This is a genomic window from Riemerella anatipestifer, from assembly GCF_035666175.1.
Taxonomy (GTDB): Bacteria; Bacteroidota; Bacteroidia; order Flavobacteriales; family Weeksellaceae; genus Riemerella; species Riemerella anatipestifer_D.
Genome location: NZ_CP142016.1, coordinates 1,173,836 through 1,190,535 on the forward strand (window position 1 = coordinate 1,173,836; position 16,700 = coordinate 1,190,535).

The 16,700-nt window shown below is 36.1% G+C and carries 14 protein-coding genes and 1 pseudogene; 6 read left to right on the top strand and 9 right to left on the bottom strand.

What is annotated here, in order from left to right:
* Positions 1 to 9: 9 nt before the first annotated feature.
* From VIX88_RS05820 to VIX88_RS05840, 5 genes are all read right to left on the bottom strand, one after another.
* Complete coding sequence (locus VIX88_RS05820; protein ID WP_214194153.1) at positions 10 to 1,410, bottom strand: hypothetical protein; 1,401 nt, start codon at positions 1,408 to 1,410, stop codon at positions 10 to 12.
* Positions 1,411 to 1,414: 4 nt separating this feature from the next.
* Positions 1,415 to 1,957, bottom strand: coding sequence for an LPS assembly lipoprotein LptE (gene lptE / locus VIX88_RS05825; protein ID WP_004916326.1), 543 nt, complete (start codon positions 1,955 to 1,957; stop codon positions 1,415 to 1,417).
* A 3-nt stretch (positions 1,958 to 1,960) separates the two neighbouring features.
* Entirely contained in the window at positions 1,961 to 3,235 is a 1,275-nt protein-coding gene (locus VIX88_RS05830) for a sigma-54 interaction domain-containing protein (RefSeq protein ID WP_154469084.1), read from the bottom strand.
* 27 nt (positions 3,236 to 3,262) lie between these two features.
* Complete coding sequence (miaB, locus tag VIX88_RS05835) at positions 3,263 to 4,696, bottom strand: tRNA (N6-isopentenyl adenosine(37)-C2)-methylthiotransferase MiaB (protein WP_214194154.1); 1,434 nt, start codon at positions 4,694 to 4,696, stop codon at positions 3,263 to 3,265.
* A gap of 163 nt (positions 4,697 to 4,859) precedes the next feature.
* On the bottom strand, positions 4,860 to 5,654 hold the full coding sequence (locus VIX88_RS05840; RefSeq protein ID WP_064970812.1) for a DUF2797 domain-containing protein: 795 nt from the start codon (positions 5,652 to 5,654) through the stop codon (positions 4,860 to 4,862).
* Positions 5,655 to 5,771: 117 nt separating this feature from the next.
* Between VIX88_RS05840 and VIX88_RS05845 the strand changes: the two genes are divergently transcribed.
* From VIX88_RS05845 to thiL, 3 genes are all read left to right on the top strand, one after another.
* Positions 5,772 to 7,523 (top strand): DUF4153 domain-containing protein, encoded by a 1,752-nt coding sequence (locus tag VIX88_RS05845; protein WP_222535085.1) that lies wholly within the window; start codon positions 5,772 to 5,774, stop codon positions 7,521 to 7,523.
* Positions 7,524 to 7,630: 107 nt separating this feature from the next.
* Positions 7,631 to 8,128 carry an acyl-CoA thioesterase gene (locus tag VIX88_RS05850; RefSeq protein WP_064970808.1) on the top strand — a complete coding sequence of 166 codons (498 nt, stop codon included), beginning with the start codon at positions 7,631 to 7,633 and terminating at the stop codon, positions 8,126 to 8,128.
* A gap of 15 nt (positions 8,129 to 8,143) precedes the next feature.
* Entirely contained in the window at positions 8,144 to 9,196 is a 1,053-nt protein-coding gene (thiL, locus tag VIX88_RS05855; RefSeq protein ID WP_064970806.1) for a thiamine-phosphate kinase, read from the top strand.
* A 59-nt stretch (positions 9,197 to 9,255) separates the two neighbouring features.
* Here the strand turns inward: thiL and VIX88_RS05860 are convergent, their stop codons facing one another.
* Entirely contained in the window at positions 9,256 to 10,113 is an 858-nt protein-coding gene (locus tag VIX88_RS05860; RefSeq protein WP_064970804.1) for a GLPGLI family protein, read from the bottom strand.
* 108 nt (positions 10,114 to 10,221) lie between these two features.
* Positions 10,222 to 10,488, bottom strand: a complete 267-nt coding sequence (locus VIX88_RS05865; protein WP_064970803.1) for a hypothetical protein — start codon at positions 10,486 to 10,488, stop codon at positions 10,222 to 10,224.
* 182 nt (positions 10,489 to 10,670) lie between these two features.
* On the opposite strand from VIX88_RS05865, the gene bioB reads away from it, so the two are divergent.
* From bioB to lpxB, 3 genes are read left to right on the top strand one after another with little or no spacing between them, the layout of a single operon-like run.
* A complete protein-coding gene (gene bioB, locus VIX88_RS05870; protein WP_214194156.1) occupies positions 10,671 to 11,768 on the top strand; it encodes a biotin synthase BioB in 1,098 nt (365 codons plus the stop codon).
* A complete protein-coding gene (locus VIX88_RS05875) occupies positions 11,761 to 12,384 on the top strand; it encodes a DUF502 domain-containing protein (RefSeq protein ID WP_064969729.1) in 624 nt (207 codons plus the stop codon). Before bioB ends, VIX88_RS05875 begins: the two co-directional genes overlap by 8 nt.
* 39 nt (positions 12,385 to 12,423) lie before the next feature.
* On the top strand, positions 12,424 to 13,524 hold the full coding sequence (lpxB, locus tag VIX88_RS05880) for a lipid-A-disaccharide synthase (protein ID WP_064969731.1): 1,101 nt from the start codon (positions 12,424 to 12,426) through the stop codon (positions 13,522 to 13,524).
* Here lpxB and VIX88_RS05885 read toward each other — a convergent pair.
* Both VIX88_RS05885 and VIX88_RS05890 read right to left on the bottom strand, forming a co-directional pair.
* Entirely contained in the window at positions 13,521 to 14,438 is a 918-nt protein-coding gene (locus tag VIX88_RS05885) for a TIGR01777 family oxidoreductase (protein WP_237190432.1), read from the bottom strand. The genes lpxB and VIX88_RS05885 overlap by 4 nt on opposite strands.
* Positions 14,439 to 14,498: 60 nt before the next feature.
* Positions 14,499 to 16,648 (bottom strand): annotated as a pseudogene (locus tag VIX88_RS05890) (DPP IV N-terminal domain-containing protein).
* Between the last annotated feature and the right edge of the window lie 52 nt (positions 16,649 to 16,700).

The following is a 16,700-nucleotide window of genomic DNA, read 5'->3' on the forward strand; positions in this document are numbered from 1 at the left end:
TAGAGAAATCTAAGCTCTTCCGCCCATTCTCATTTGTTTAATTTCTTCTATTTTTTCTGCATAAATATCAACCTTTTCTGGATATTTATTTTGTAAAATACCATAAGCCTCAATAGCCTTAGTATAAAGATGTTGTTCTACATAAAGCTGAGCTAAGGTTTCCGTCATTAGATGAGAAATATCATCACCTTTTTCTTTGATTACAAACTCTTTTTCTTCTTTAATAGGTGTGTGTTTATCTACCTTAGCAATGCTAGGATTAGTCTCTATAAACTTGTCTATAATTTGAGATTTTTTATCAACTTCAGGAACTACCGTCCTATCTATTTTGAGCCAGTTTTGCCAAGTATTGATGAAACTTGGGACATTACTTTCCTCAACCTCTGGTTGAGTTTCAGTAGCAACAACAGCATCTATCGGAGCTGGAGTATCACCAAAAAAAGAAACATTTAAGGCTTGTCTTTCTTCCGATTCTTCCCCTAAATCTTCTAGAGTTCCCTCCCTTACTAGAGTTTCTGTATTATTGTTTTCCACTAAGATAGGTTCTTCTTTCACCTCCTCCTTAAGTTCTAGAGATGGCTTGGGTTTACCTATCAAAGCATCAGGCAAATGCGTTTCAATAGACATAGGCTTCCATTCTGAAGCTAAATTTTCTTCTAGTTGAAGACTATCATTTAACCTATCCTCCATAGATTCTACTAAAACTTCCGTAGGAACTTCTTCCGTTACAACAGGTTTTTGTTCTTCTACTATGTTTCCTTTAACCACTTCGCTTTTTATGTTGCTTTCAACCTTTAATTCGGTATCGGGTGTTTTAAATTTAATGTTTGGTAAAAATGCTTCCATTTCTTGAAAACTTAAACTTGTAGCCTCTTCCTCTTTGCTATCAGCCTCAAAAACTTCCTCTCTATCTACCTCTATTTTTTGAGTATTGACTTCTTCTACAATCCCTATTTTTTCATCATTCTGAACCTCATCAGTGATTGATGATTGCGACTCCATAGCTTCATCAAAATCTACCACTTCTAACTCTTCCTCCTCTAAAACAATACCCATAGCCACAGGTACTTCCTCTGCGTTTTCAGATAAGACATTGGTCTCGCTTGGAGTTACCGCTTCTTCTATCTTCTCAACAGATTCTTCTTCAGAAACCAAAGATTGAACCTCCTCTACTTTTTTCGGTTTACCAAAAATCAACTGATATAATATCTTTTTATCTGTGGTAAAAGCAGCTGTTTCTGACAAAACAGAATTATAATTCTCAGGAAAAAACTTATGAGTCCCCATCAACTTCAAAGCCCTTAGCGACTGTAGATAAGGTTGATTTTTAAGCTCTTTATCTAGCAAAGCCACATCGTCTTTCTGAATAAGTTGAGGCTGTTTTATAAGTTCTAAAATTCTAGCATTCATAATTTTACCAGTTGGCTACTATGTCGTTAAATATCTTATTGATGATTCTCTCATTCACGATTTGAACCTGAGAACTTTCTATCTGAGTAATATCTAAATCACTATTGTAAACCGCTTCATCGGTATAGGTTCTATCAAAACTAAGCTGAGGGTCTATTTTATTTTCATACCTTACCTTAACACTAATTACTAGTTTGTTTTGAGCTGCTTGCATCACTCCACCTTGTGTGGACACTCCTGTAGATATCGTGGTTGGCTCGTTAAGGCGATAATCTACAATCTCTCCTTCTATCATCAAATCAGGGTTTTGAGTGGCTCCTTTAAGGGTTGTTCTCTGCAAAAACCTGTTTTGTAAAGCTATGGTAAACTGCTGACTTAACTCTGGATTTACCAAAGCTGCATTGTTAGGAAATGTTTTTATCTGTATTGTTTTCATCTCCGGTGTCAAAGAATTCCCCGTAAAGCTATAACAACTTGTTAGGAACAAGAAACTCAAAAATGAAAATAATATTTTACTCAATCTCATTTGATGATAGATGATATTCATAATTTAGTCTTCTAAATCATATTGTTTAATCTTACGATAAAGCGTTCGTTGAGAAATACCTAATGCTTCCGCCGCTTTATTTCGTCTTCCGTTATGCATTTCTAGTGCTTTTACAATAAGCTCTCGCTCATTGTTCTGCAAAGATAAAGATTCTGGCTTAGCTTCTTCTACCTCTATATCTTCAATTTCCACATCATCTTGCACAGGTGCTACCATACCAGACTCCATACCACTATTTTGATTTTCAAAATAAAGTAAAGACCCTGTATTAACCGCCGCCGTATCTGGTGTGTAAATTCTATTGATAAGACTTTTCTCGTGATGGCTAAAATCAGAATTCCCTCTATTTTTTATCAGCTCCGAAGTGAGTGATTTTAAATCATTGATATCGTTCCTCATATCAAAGAGTATTTTATACATAATCTCTCTCTCGGAACTAAAATCAGAACCCGAGCTACCCATTGTATTCTTCTGAACTAAAGCAGGCAATTTATTTTCTGTAGGAATATACTCCGCTAATCTTACAGCATCTATCTCTCTTTTTTGCTCTACCACCGTCATCTGCTCTACCAAATTCCTCAACTGTCTCACATTCCCAGGGAAAGGATATTGTTCTAAATAATTTACCGCATCATCAGTAAGTTTAAGTTCAGGCATACGGTATTTTTCTGCAAAATCTATTGCGAATTTTCTAAAAAGCAAATGGATATCTCCCTTACGTTCTCTAAGTGGTGGCATATCTATCTGCACCGTATTCAGACGGTAAAATAAATCCTCACGGAAACGCCCGTCTTGGATTGCACTCAGCATATTAACATTGGTTGCTGCCACAATACGCACATTGGTTTTCTGTATTTGGGAAGACCCCACCTTCATAAACTCCCCGCTTTCTAACACACGCAACAGACGAACCTGTGTTTGTAAAGGCAACTCTCCTACCTCATCTAAAAAGATAGTTCCACCATCTGCCACTTCAAAATAGCCCTTTCGTGTGGAAGTTGCCCCTGTAAAAGCCCCTTTTTCGTGTCCAAAAAGTTCGGAGTCTATAGTACCTTCTGGGATAGCCCCACAGTTTACCACGATATAAGGTTGATGCTTTCGGCGTGATTCGGAGTGAATGATTTTAGGAATAAACTCTTTACCAACCCCACTCTCTCCAATCACCAAAACCGAAATATCCGTAGGTGCTACCTGTATGGCCTTTTCTAAAGCTCTATTGAGTACGGGATAGTTGCCTATAATCCCAAATCTATTCTTTATATTTTGTAGCTCTGACATCTTTGATAAAATTAAAGGTTAAAAAACTTAGTCCACTCTCCCCAAAAGTGTGCCTTGCGTATTATCATAGACAAAAACAGAAACTATGTCTCCTATCTTCTGCCCTTCTTTCTTATCAAACACACAAACCGCATTTTGGGAGTTTCTTCCTTTCCATTGATTTTTATCCTTTTTACTTTCTCCTTCTATCAGAATTTCATGATGACGCCCTACATAGCCTTTCATTCTCTTTCTAGAAAGCTCTCCCTGCAAATCTATAACTTCCTGCAAACGGCGTTTTTTAACCTCCGCCGGGACATTGTCTTCCATTTTTTTATGAGCAGGCGTCCCTGGTCTTTCTGAATAAGCGAACATATAACCGTAATCATACTCCACCTCTTTCATAAGAGACAGGGTATCTTGATGGTCTTCTTCCGTTTCATTACAGAAGCCTACTATCATATCTTGAGAAAAAGCTACATCAGGCACTATTTTTCTTGCCTCTCTAATAAGCTCTAGATATTCTTCTCTAGTATGCTGTCTGTTCATTAGTTCTAGCATTTTGTTGCTTCCCGTCTGAACAGGCAAATGCACATACTTACAAATATTAGGATACTGAGCCATTTTCCTAAACACCTCTAAACTCATATCTTGAGGGTTAGAAGTAGAAAATCTGATACGCATCTCTGGTACTGTCTTTGCGACCATCTCTAAGAGTTGAGAGAAGTCTACCGCTGTAGCTTTTTGCATCTCTGTGGCTTTATCAAAGTCTTTTTTAGGACCGCCACCGTACCAAAGGTAAGAATCTACATTCTGCCCCAGTAAAGTAATTTCCTTATAGCCGTTTTCCCATAATTCTTGGCATTCTTTGATAATAGAATGTGGGTCTCTACTCCTTTCTCTTCCCCTAGTGAAAGGCACCACACAGAAAGTACACATATTATCGCAACCTCTAGTAATGGTTACAAAAGCTGTAACCCCATTACCCCCCAACCTCACAGGGTTGATGTCTGCATAGGTTTCTTCCTTAGAGAGAATCACATTGATGGCATCTCTACCGTCTTCGGTTTCTTTAAGTAGGTTAGGTAAATCTCTGTATGCATCAGGACCAACTACCAAATCCACCAGCTGTTCCTCTTCTAAAAATTTGGTTTTAAGCCTTTCTGCCATACAGCCCAAAACCCCCACCGTAAGACTTGGTTTTTCTTTTTTCAAATTCTTGAACTGAGACAAACGCATTCTTACTGTTTGCTCTGCCTTCTCTCTAATAGAGCAAGTGTTAAGCAAAATTAAATCTGCTTCTTCTACCTTTAGAGTAGTATTGTAGCCTTCATCATTTAAAATAGAAGCCACGATTTCGCTATCAGAAAAATTCATTTGGCAACCATAACTTTCTAAAAAAAGTTTCTTAGAGTTGCCTTCCTTTTCTGCTATGGCGTAAGCCTCTCCCTGACGACTTTCGTCTATATATTTCTCTTGCATAGTCTATTGTATTAACCATTAAATATTACCCACAGGATAATCTAAACCGCAAATATACTAATTATTATGACAAAATGGCAGATAAAAACTATCGTATCATGAGAAATATAACTCGGTTACTTTCAACTGAAGACGACACTTTATTTCCGAAACCTTTTTTAAGCTAATCTTTTATTTCAAGTTCCACCACATAGCCCTCGTGGGAACGGACATTCATTACGCCACCATCTTCAAACGCCAAGTACTGCCCTTTAACTCCTTTTAAAATACCTTGATATTCTTTTGTTTTGCTTAAATTTATAGAAGTAATTTTTTCTAAAGGTGTATAAGGATATTTTAAATTATAAAGTTCAGACTCTACCACAAACTTTTGACTTTCTTTTGGGAATAAACCAACAACCTCCTCTCTTAATGCAAACAAATCCACTTCGCTAGCTCCATCATCGGAGAGCATTTTTCTCCAATTGGTTTTATCGGATAAATGGTTTTTAAGAGCGACTTCTATAACTCCTGCTTCGTAGCGGTTTTCCGTCTTTGCTATGGGCAAAGCCTTTGTTGCTCCTTGGTCTATCCATCTAGTAGGCACTTGTGTTTGTCTGGTAACCCCAACTTTAACCTCCCCCGTATAAGCCAAATAAACCAAATGAGGTTGTAGCTGTATTTTCCGTTCCACCTCTATATCTCTTTCTTCTATATCTAGGTGGGCTTTAGAAAGTTCGGGCTTTAGGATAGTTTCACTAGCGTAAGGGCTTTCAAAAAAGCATTTTTTACAAAACCCCATCTGGTACACAGGCTCATCGCTCCCACATTCCACACACTGAAATCCTATATGCTTTATACTCAACCTACGGTTAAACAAAGCGTTGATGTGCAGTAAATCATTAGATAGATTAAGGTAATATTGGATAGGTTCTGCCAACTGTGCAGACATCTTGAGTACTTGCCCTGTAAATAACATCTTTTGTGAATTTTCATCAAAAATACAGATTAAATTCGTCAGTAACAAACCAATGAATTATCAGACTTTGCTACTAAAAACAAAAACAATACATTTGTTATCTAATTTAATCTAATTATGAAACTACTTAATAACGCTCTCAAAAATTTAAAGAAAGTAGTTGCCAGCTACCCAATGGTACTACTTTCGGCGCTCATTTCTTATATCGCCATCGTTACAACTACTATATGGGATACAAAGTCCGATTTTGTTTATAATATGACGGTTATTGCCTTTGTTTCTGCCACGGGGATGGGCTTATTCTTTTCTATAAAAAAACTAAGTGATGTTATCGGTAAAAAGTGGATTCTTAATATCTTGGGCGTAGTGCTATTAGTGGGATATTACGCTATTTTCCCCAATGGTGAAAACAAATTCAGCTCTCAGTTTGAAACCTTTAAATTTATAGTTATTATTGTGGCCGCAATTATCCATTTATTTATTTCGGTAGCTCCTTTTTTACCAAAGGTTAAAAATGAATACTCCTTCTGGAACTATAACAAAAATTTGTTTGTTAACTTCGTACTGTCCTCTATTTTTAGTGGTGTTCTAGCGGCTGGAATTCTTTCAGCCATCAATATTTTTAATAGTTTATTTGGCATCAATGATAATTATAAAATATATCCTATCTTATTTTCTGGCATATCCATTTTAGGGAATACCATCATTTTCCTCCTTTTTGAAGAAAGAAGCAGAGAAGAAGAACGCACCAGTACTGTAACAGAGTTCCCTATCGCACTCAAATTCTTTACCCAATACATACTTATTCCACTTCTGTTCATCTATTTAGTGATGATGTACCTGTATGCTGCCAAGATTATTTTCTTATGGGAACTCCCTAAAGGCTTGGTATCTATCACTGTGATTAGCTATTCTTTGGTAGGGATATTCGCATTGCTTTTGGTACACCCACTAAAAAATGAAGACAGTAAATCTTGGGTTAAATGGTTCTCCAAAATATTTTATTTCTCACTTGTGCCAATGCTAGTATTACTATTTGTGGCGATTTTCACTCGTTTGTTTGATTATGGAGTTACAGAGTCTAGATATTTTGTCCTTTTAATGGCGATATGGATTACCTTGTGCACCTTTTATTTCATTTTTAGAAAGAAGACTTCCATATCGTTTATCCCTAAAAGTTTGATGGCATTTTTAATCTTTGCGTTAATTTTCCCTTACTTCAATGTATTTTCAGCATCTAAGAGAAGCCAGCTAAACCGTTTACATCAGGTATTGTCTGAAAACGGACTGCTCGTGAATGGCAAAATCAATTTTAATAAAGTGATAAAGCGTTCTGTTTTTTATGAAATTAGTGATTCAGGAAGGTACTTAATTAACCGAAATGCAAAAGATGAACTCGCCCAATACCTTGATGAAAAACACATTAAAAACCTAAACAAAGAGTACCCTTCTTTTGTAGAATATGACGATTTTACCACTATAAATGATGAAACAGGAAGCATTACTGAAAGAGGTAATGAATATAAATACTTCAACTTAAAAGACAGAACACAAGCGATACCTTTTGACGGCAAAGGCTGGATTCTAAGTACTGAATATGATAACAATGCCGAACTAACAATAGAAAACAAATCGTTGAAGATAAATAGTAGCCTACTCATAAGCCTAGATAACAAAGAAGTAAATTTTGCACCAGATATTACTGAGTTTGCTAAAAACACTCCTTCGGGCGAAGTAGAAGAAATGGCATTCACAAAAAACCTTGAGGGCTACCGTATAACGATATACATTAACCGTATTGATTATAATGTTGAAAAAGAAGAAGTAACCTATGCGAATATAGAGCTTATTACAATTCAAAAACTTTAAAGTAAATATAACATAGTAGCTGTACCTTTAAATACTTTATTATACGAGGTATTACTAAAGACTATTTTACTTTAAATTTTCTTACCTTTGACCTTAAAAAATTAAAAATGTCAGTATTCTACCATAAATTTGAAGTGCGTTGGAGCGATATAGACGCCAACAGACACCTTGCCAACTCAGCCTATGTGCAATATTGTGCCCAAACAAGAATGGCTTTTATGAACCAACACAAAATGGGATTAGCACAGCTTAATCGTTGGGGAATTGGTCCCGTACTTCTTCACGAAAAGTATTCGTTTTTTAAAGAAATTTATGCAGACCAAACGGTTTATGTTTCGTTGGAGGTTTCGGGCGTGTCAGAAGATGCCAGCATCTATGCTTTTACTCACAAGTTTTATCTGCCTGACGGCACCCATTGTGCAACTTCGGAAGTAGTGGGCGTATGGATAGATACTATGTTACGAAAAACCACTACGCCACCTGATGATATTTTGGTAAGTTTAGCACCTTATAAAACAGAAAACACCAAAAATCTAAGTAGAGAAGACATCAAAAATCTTCCTTTCAGACCAGAAAATATAGACCCTTCTGTTTTTCAATCTTAATTTTTAAACTTCATTATGTTAGAAGAAAAGAAAATGGCACTTACTCCAGTTTCTCAATTAGGAGAGTTTGGACTGATAAAACACTTAACCGATAAATTCAGTTTAAAAAACACCTCTTCGGAACTAGGCATAGGAGATGATGCTACCATCATCAATCCAGAAAACAAAAAAGTAGTTGTTTCTACCGATGTTTTAGCAGAAGGCGTACATTTTAATTTAGGTTATGTTCCACTAAAGCACCTAGGGTATAAGGCTGTTGTAGTCAATCTCAGTGATATTGCAGCTATGAATGCCACACCTACACAAATATTAGTTTCTGTGGCGGCTTCCAACCGTTTTCCTGTAGAGGCTTTTGACGAAATTTATGCAGGTATCGCTTTAGCTTGCGAACGCTACAATGTAGACCTTGTAGGTGGTGATACTACCAGCTCTCAAGCAGGACTTATATTGAACATTACAGCCATAGGACTCGCACACGAAAATGAATTAGCCAAACGAAGCGGTGCTAAACCTAACGACCTATTAGTAGTTACAGGAGATTTAGGCGGTGCATATATGGGGCTGCAAATTCTAGAACGAGAACATTCGGTGTACTTAACCAATCCTAATATGCAACCCGAAATGGAAGGCTACGACTATATCCTAGAACGCCAACTAAAGCCCGAAGCGAGAACAGACATTAAAAAGACTTTAACCGAATTGGACATCACTCCAACCTCAATGATAGATATTTCTGATGGATTGGCTTCGGAGATACTGCACTTGTCAGATCAAAGCCAAGTAGGTTTTAGGCTGTACGAAGAGAAAATACCTATGGATACTCTTACCATAACTACGGCAGATGAGTTTAATCTAAACCCTGCAATGGCAGCCCTTAACGGTGGCGAAGACTATGAACTCTTATTCACCATTTCGCCAAACGATTATGAAAAGATAAGAAACCACCCAGATTTTACCATTATTGGTCATGCTACAGAGCTAGAACAAGGCAATTATTTGGTACTGAGAGGAAGCGAACAGCTCACACCACTTACCGCACAAGGCTGGGACGCATTACTTTCAAAGTAAATATTTTTCATAAAGAAAAAGGCTTATACTTTTTTCCGTATAAGCCTTTTTTTGAACAATCAATGTTCTGTTTTTTCTATCAGATTTTCATTTTCAAAATTATGAAGTTTTCGTTTTTGTCTTTCCAATAAATTTCTCACATTTTCCGCAGAAGTATCAATCCCCATACTGACAGCCTCTGCCACAAGCCTTTCTATGTTGCTTTTCTTCATTTTTCGTATTTCTGAAAAGGTGGCTGGGGTAGCCTTTTTGTATCGCGAATCTTGTAAAGAAAGTGCTTTGCCGTTGAGGTTATCTTTGAATGTAGATTTTACCAATTCAAAACTAAACTCGCCATCTTCACTTTCTATTTTCACCACCAAACCTGGCAAGCCTGTAAATTTATAAGGTCCGTAAGGCAACGGAATCTCTGGGGCATACCAAGCCACCCAATCTCTACCCTTGTAATGTAACGTTGCTTTTTTGCAACTAAAAGTATTGATGGTTTCGCTTTCATTTATCAATTTCCAATCTTTGATGACTGGCTCTTTATAAGTATATGAACTACTTCCATTTCCCTCAAAATACTGATTTTCTTGGCTGGTTTGTAAAACACTATAATCATATTTGCTTTTCAATCTATCAGACATTGTAACCCGAATAGGTTGTCCTTTTGGTGTGGCGGCAAGAACTCTGTAAATATCACTTTGTCTTGCAGAGTCATTTTTCGCCATATTTTCACTAAAAAAGAAAGCCTTGTCCTTTAAAACCTGCAAAAGAAAAACTTCCTCATCTACGAAAGAATTAGTTTTATCCAATTTCGCCTTTGAAAGATAGGCAAATTCTACTTCCAGCGTATTTTCATCCTTCTTTTGAGCTAATAATAATGTGGAGAAAATTAAGCCTAAAAATATTACTATATTCTCTATTTGTTTCATTATAATCTTCAACAAAAATGAGACTGTCTCAAAAGTCTCACCTCTCCTCCGTTTAGGAGATTTTCAAAGTGTCATTCTACTTTTGAGACAGTTTTAATTTAATACAATTTATTCACAATAATTTTTTTCTAGTTTTCCTACCCATTCTTCCAATTTTTCAAAAGAAAAATCAGAGATACAAGTGGTAGCATCTATACATCCGTGGTAGATCACCCTAACACAATCCTCCTCCGAGGCTTTGTCTTCTTTCTTCGCTTTTTTAGGTTTTGCCTCTACGACCTCAGAGGTTTTACTTGCTGGTGATACCTTATCACCAGTACTTGCACTCAATACACCTGCAAAAGATAACGCAGCAATAAAAATGATTTTTTTCATAACTTTATTATTTATTTTTTTGCCAAGGTAAAACTTTTTTATAAAATATCCAAAAGTTTTTTATAAAATATATCTAATTAAATAAAAAACACTTTGTAATTCTCGTTTTTCATCTTTCGTTAAAGAAAAAATAAGTAAATTTACAACCTCTAATTTGAACAAAAATCTATAACAAAATAAAAATGATTAAACAAAACTGGACCACTCAGGAAATATTAGACATATACAATCTTCCTTTTTTGGAACTTATCTATAAAGCGGCTACTATTCATCGCCAATACCACGACCCTAATAAAATACAAGTATCCTCACTCATTTCTGTAAAAACAGGAGGTTGCCCAGAAGATTGTGGTTATTGCCCTCAAGCAGCAAGATACCACACAGAGGTTAAAATCCACGAGATGTTACCTGTAAACCAAGTGAAAGCTCAAGCCTTAAGAGCCAAGCAAAATGGTATTTCTAGAGTGTGTCTAGGGGCAGCGTGGAGAAACGTAAAAGACGGTCCTGACTTTGACCATGTATTAGATATGGTAAGAGAGGTAACTAAACTAGATATGGAAGTATGTTGCACCCTAGGAATGCTTACCGAAAATCAAGCTAAAAGACTAGAAGAAGCTGGGCTATACGCCTATAACCATAATATAGACAGTTCCGAAGAATATTATAAAGAAGTGATTTCTACCCGTGCTTTTGAAGACCGATTAGAAACCATCAATAATGTAAGAAAAACCTCTATCACCCTTTGTTCTGGAGGGATTATTGGTATGGGAGAAAGTGTGGAAGATCGCTGTGGAATGCTAAAAGTTTTAGCCAATATGATGCCGCAGCCCGAAAGTGTTCCAATCAATGCTTTGGTTGCCGTAGAAGGAACACCTATGGAAGACCAAGAACCTGTAAACATTTTTGAGTTTGTAAGAATGGTAGCTACTGCTAGAATTGTTTTGCCTAAAACTCAAGTAAGACTTTCCGCAGGAAGAACCGAGTTCTCTAAGGAAGGACAAACCCTTTGTTTCTTTGCAGGTGCCAATTCTATTTTTGCAGGAGATAAACTATTAACCACCCCTAACCCTGATATTAACGAAGACAAAACCTTATTTAACCTATTAGGAATAAAACCTCAACAGCCTTTTGAAAAACACCCCAAAAGAGAGGTAGTGGATAAAGAAAATAGCCGATACACTGCTCTAGGAGAAAACCCTAAATGGACGAGGCCTAATCATAAAATCCCAAGAAACGAAGAGAAAAGAAAATCTAGTAACTTTCTAAAAGATAATGAATAAAAATATAAACGATTACCTTGGGCTCTTCCTTCGTTCTTTTTTGCAAGGATTAGTTATTATTGGTCCCGTTGCAGCAACGGTATGGATTATTTGGTATATTGTTTCTAGCATAGACAACATTATACCTTCCATTGCGGAAAAGTTTCCAGGGCTTATCTTTATATTGGTAATCAGCAGTACGGCACTTATAGGCTGGCTTGGTAATAAATTTTTATTAGGAAGAATCTTAGTAGATAGTATGGATTATCTACTTGAGCATACGCCAGGTATCAAATTTATTTACACTTCTTTAAAAGATGTAATGTCTTCTTTTGTTGGAGACAAAAAGAAATTTAACATACCTGTACTCATCAAAACTAATGATTCTCCAGAAGTTTGGAGAGTAGGCTTTCTTACTCAAAAAGATGTTTCTATCATGGGACTTCAGGGGCATGTATCCGTCTATCTTCCACACTCCTATGCTGTTTCTGGCTGGGTTGTTCTAGTAGAAAGCAAAAATGTAAAATTATTAGAAAATATCAACGCTGCTGATGCCATGAAATTTGCTGTAAGTGGTGGAGTTGCTGGATTTCCTAATGATACAACTTCGAGAAAAAAGGAAAATACAGTATCGTAATTATATTTCATAAACTCTACATTTATAATAAGGATTGAAATGAAATACTACATTATAGCAGGAGAAGCCTCTGGTGATTTGCACGGAAGCAACCTTATGAAAGCTCTAAAACGAAAAGACCCTAACGCTACTTTTAGATTTTGGGGTGGTGATTTAATGGAGCAACAAAGTGGCACTTTGGTAAAGCACTACAGAGATTTAGCATTTATGGGGTTTGTGGAGGTTATTCAAAACTTAGGTACTATACTCAAAAATATTAAATTCTGTAAAGAGGACATCCGTAATTTTTGCCCTGATGTTTTAATCCTTATAGATTACCCCGGCTTTAACCTTAGAATTGCCAAATTTGCAAAAAAGCTAGGTATTAAAGTCGTTTATTACATTTCCCCTCAACTTTGGGCATGGAAGGAAAGTAGAGTAAACATCATAAAAAAATATGTAGATGAGATGCTTGTTATCCTACCATTTGAAAAGGATTTTTATAAAAAACATCAGATAGAAGCTCATTTTGTTGGGCACCCACTTTTAGATGCTTTATCTGATTTACCACCAATTGACATTCAAGCTTTTAAAAAAGAACATCAATTAAGTGATAAAAAAATCATTGCTCTTCTACCTGGTTCTAGAGAACAAGAAGTAAAAAAAATGCTTTCAATAATGCTTTCTGTGAGGAGTGAATTTAAAGACTATCAGTTTGTAATCGCTGGAGCTCCTAGTTTACCTAAATCCTTCTACGAAAGTTATGTAGATAAGGAAGTGAATTTTATCTCTAACAAAACCTACGATCTCCTCCGATGCTCCGATGCAGCACTCGTAACCTCTGGCACAGCTACTTTGGAAACCGCCTTATTAGAAGTCCCAGAAGTGGTTTGTTATCGTGGAAGTAAAATCTCCTACGAAATCGCTAAACGCCTCATTAAACATATTAAATACATTTCGCTTGTGAATTTAATTATGGATAAGGAAGTGGTTAAAGAACTCATTCAAGATGAACTCAATACACCTAATCTTGTTAAAGAACTCAAACTGATTCTCAATGAAAATAGAGCTAGTCTTCTTTCTGACTATAAAATTCTAAAAGAAAAACTAGGAGGAAAAGGAGCCAGTGAGAAAGCAGCAGAAATCATTACTAAAATTTAGTTGCTTTTCTCTAAATCTTCAACGACATCTTTTATATTAGGATACTTAAATTTATACCCTGCTTGTTCTATTTTCTGTGAGGAGACTTTAGCACTAGAAATTAGCATATCCGATAGTTCGCCTAGCATCATTCTAAGAAAAAATTTAGAAACTTTTACAGGCAGACTATATTTCTTTTTATATTTTTGAGTTTGATTTAAAAATTCATTTTGTGTTACTGGATTAGGTGCCACCGAATTAAAAATACCTTCCACTTCGTTCTCTAATAAGTGATGGTAAATAGCACAATGGTCTTTGATATGAATCCAACTCATCATTTGTTTACCATTTCCAAGTAGAGGTTTAATACCAAAATTTAAAGGTTGAGTCATTTTAGGATAAGCCCCACCATTTGCTCCTAAAACAATACCTGTTCGTAGAATACATAATCTTTTCCCTAAATCCTTAACTGGCTTTATAGAGTCTTCCCATTTTTGGCATAATTGTGCTAAAAAATCTACTGTCGCAGGCATATCTTCCATACAAAGCATATCACTAGGAATTTCTAACCCATACCAACCTATCGCAGAAGTACTAATAACCATCTTAATATGATTATCCACTTCTTGTAAAGCCTTTACTATGGTCTCATTAGCATTGATTCTACTATTCATAAGTATTTCTTTCCTTTGAGTAGTCCAGCGTTCATCTGCAATACCTGCTCCTGCGAGGTTGATGATAGCATCTGCCATTTCAAAAGGTTTTTTATCAAAAGTTTTTAACTGAGGATTCCATTCAAAATAGCGTAAGTTGCTCTGCGGATTATGAGTTGGCAAATTTCTAGTTAATACCAAAACCTCATATCCTTTTGAAAGAAGATACTCTGTGAGTTGTTTCCCCACAAAGCCTGTCCCTCCTGAAATAATGACTTTCATCTTTGCTTCCACTTTTTTAATCAAAAAGCCCTAAGATATTTAATCCTAGAGCCTTTAGATTTAGTTTTTATTATTTTTCAAATGAGCATCAAAATAGTCTGTAACCTTTTGCATTAGATGCACCCTATCTTTACCTAGCACATTATGTGCATGACCTGGATAGACGAAGTAATCCAACTGTACTCCTTTGTCAACTGCTGCTTTCAAGAAATCAATCGTATGTTGCATACCACCACATCATCTTGAGCTCCGTGTATTAGGAGTAAATTCCCTTTAAGATTTTGAACCTTATCTAGTAGATTAGCTTGTGCATAACCCTCTGGATTTTGCTGAGGTGTATCCATATAACGCTCTGTGTACATAATTTCATACATCTTCCAATCTATCACAGGACCTCCTGCCACACCTACCTTAAAGACATCTGGGTGACGAAGCATTAAACTCGTCGTCATAAATCCTCCGAAACTCCAACCATGAACGCCCATTCTTTCAGCATCTACAAAAGGTAATGATTTTAAATAATCTACCCCTTTTAGTTGGTCGTTCATTTCCACAGTTCCTAGCTGACGAAATGGTGCCGACTCAAACTTTAGACCTCTATTAGACGAACCTCTACCGTCCATAGTAAAGACCACATAATCCCTCTGGGCTAAATATTCGTACCAAAGATTACCACTTGCAGGGAAAGAATTAGTAACCAATTGAAGGTGTGGACCATTATATAAATAAACAATAACAGGATACTTTTTGTTTGGATTAAATGAAGTCGGCAAAATCAGCTTTCCATAAAGAGGCGTACCATCATCTGCTTTTAAAGTTACATTTTTAACCTCTGGACGAAGGTATCCCTCCAAAGTATTATCCGCAGACAACAAAGTACTAGACACCATTGTATTGGTATTGATGACCTCTATTTTTCTTGGCGTAGTTGCGTTAGAATAGCTATCTAACAAAGCGGTTCCAGATTGATTAAGCAATCCCCTATGAACACCCGCCGACTTGGAAAGACGCACCATTTTCTTATTGTGCCAATTAACCTTATACAAGTGTTTTTCTAAAGGGGTTTCTTTAGTTGCTTCTATATAAATTTCATTTTTCTTAGCATTAAACCCTAGAATATCACTCACTAACCAATCGCCTTCTGTAATTTGACCAACCAAACCTTTAGTCAAATGATAGTGAAACAAATGATTATATCCCGTTCTTTGGCTCTGCCAAAGAAAATCTGTATTAGAATTAGGGAAGAATACCAACGAGTGCTGTGGCTCCACATATTTATCACTTTTTTCTTCAAAAAGAGTTTTGATAAACGCTCCTGTTTTAGCGTCATATTGGTTCATTTTGAGGTGATTTTGGTCTCTATTGAGAACACCTACAAAAATATATTTAGCATCTGGGCTCCACGAAACTGCCGTTAAATATTGCTCTTTATCTCCTTCTATATTTAGAAAATGAGTGCTTTTAGATTTTATATCATAAACACCTAAACTCACTTGGTGAGAAGTACCGCCAGCCATAGGATATTTAATATTATGATTTTTTGCAGGCGTAACCGACCAATCTATCACAGGATAATCATTCACCATCGTTTGGTCCATTCTGTAAAATGCAATCATAGAATTATCAGGAGCAGAGAAAATACCTCCATCTATCCCAAACTCGTTACGGTGAACCGATTGTCCACTAATGATATTTTCGTTCTTTTCATCGGTGATTGCAAATGCTTGTCCATTTTTTTGCCAATAAAGGTTATTTTTAACCGTATAAACAAAAGTGGAATTATCCGATAACAGTGTGATATTATCCGCTTCCTCTGGCAAACGCTCCCATTCTTTAATATTCCAACCATTACTTTTTTTCTCCAACAAATAATGGGTGTTGTCCTGAGAAAAATAAGCTGTATTATTATTGATGAAATTGAGATTAGGAAAACCAAATAATTTTCTACCTCCTGTTAAATTTTGGTTGATTTGGTAAAGAGAAATTAAAGTATCCGATTTCATTGAAGGGTACTCTGTAACCATATAGGCATTCTTAACCGAATGAATATACGCTGAACCATCTTTTGCCCACTGTAATTGAGGTAAATTCTTAATTGCCAAATTAGAACGAAGCCCATTAACAGCTTCACTCATTGTAAACTTTTGTTTTTGAGCAGGTAACAACCCCACTACTAATAGGGCTAACCAATAGTTTTTATTAAATTTCATAACGATAATTTGTTCTAACTTCAAAGATACTAAAAAATGTTACACTGAAAAC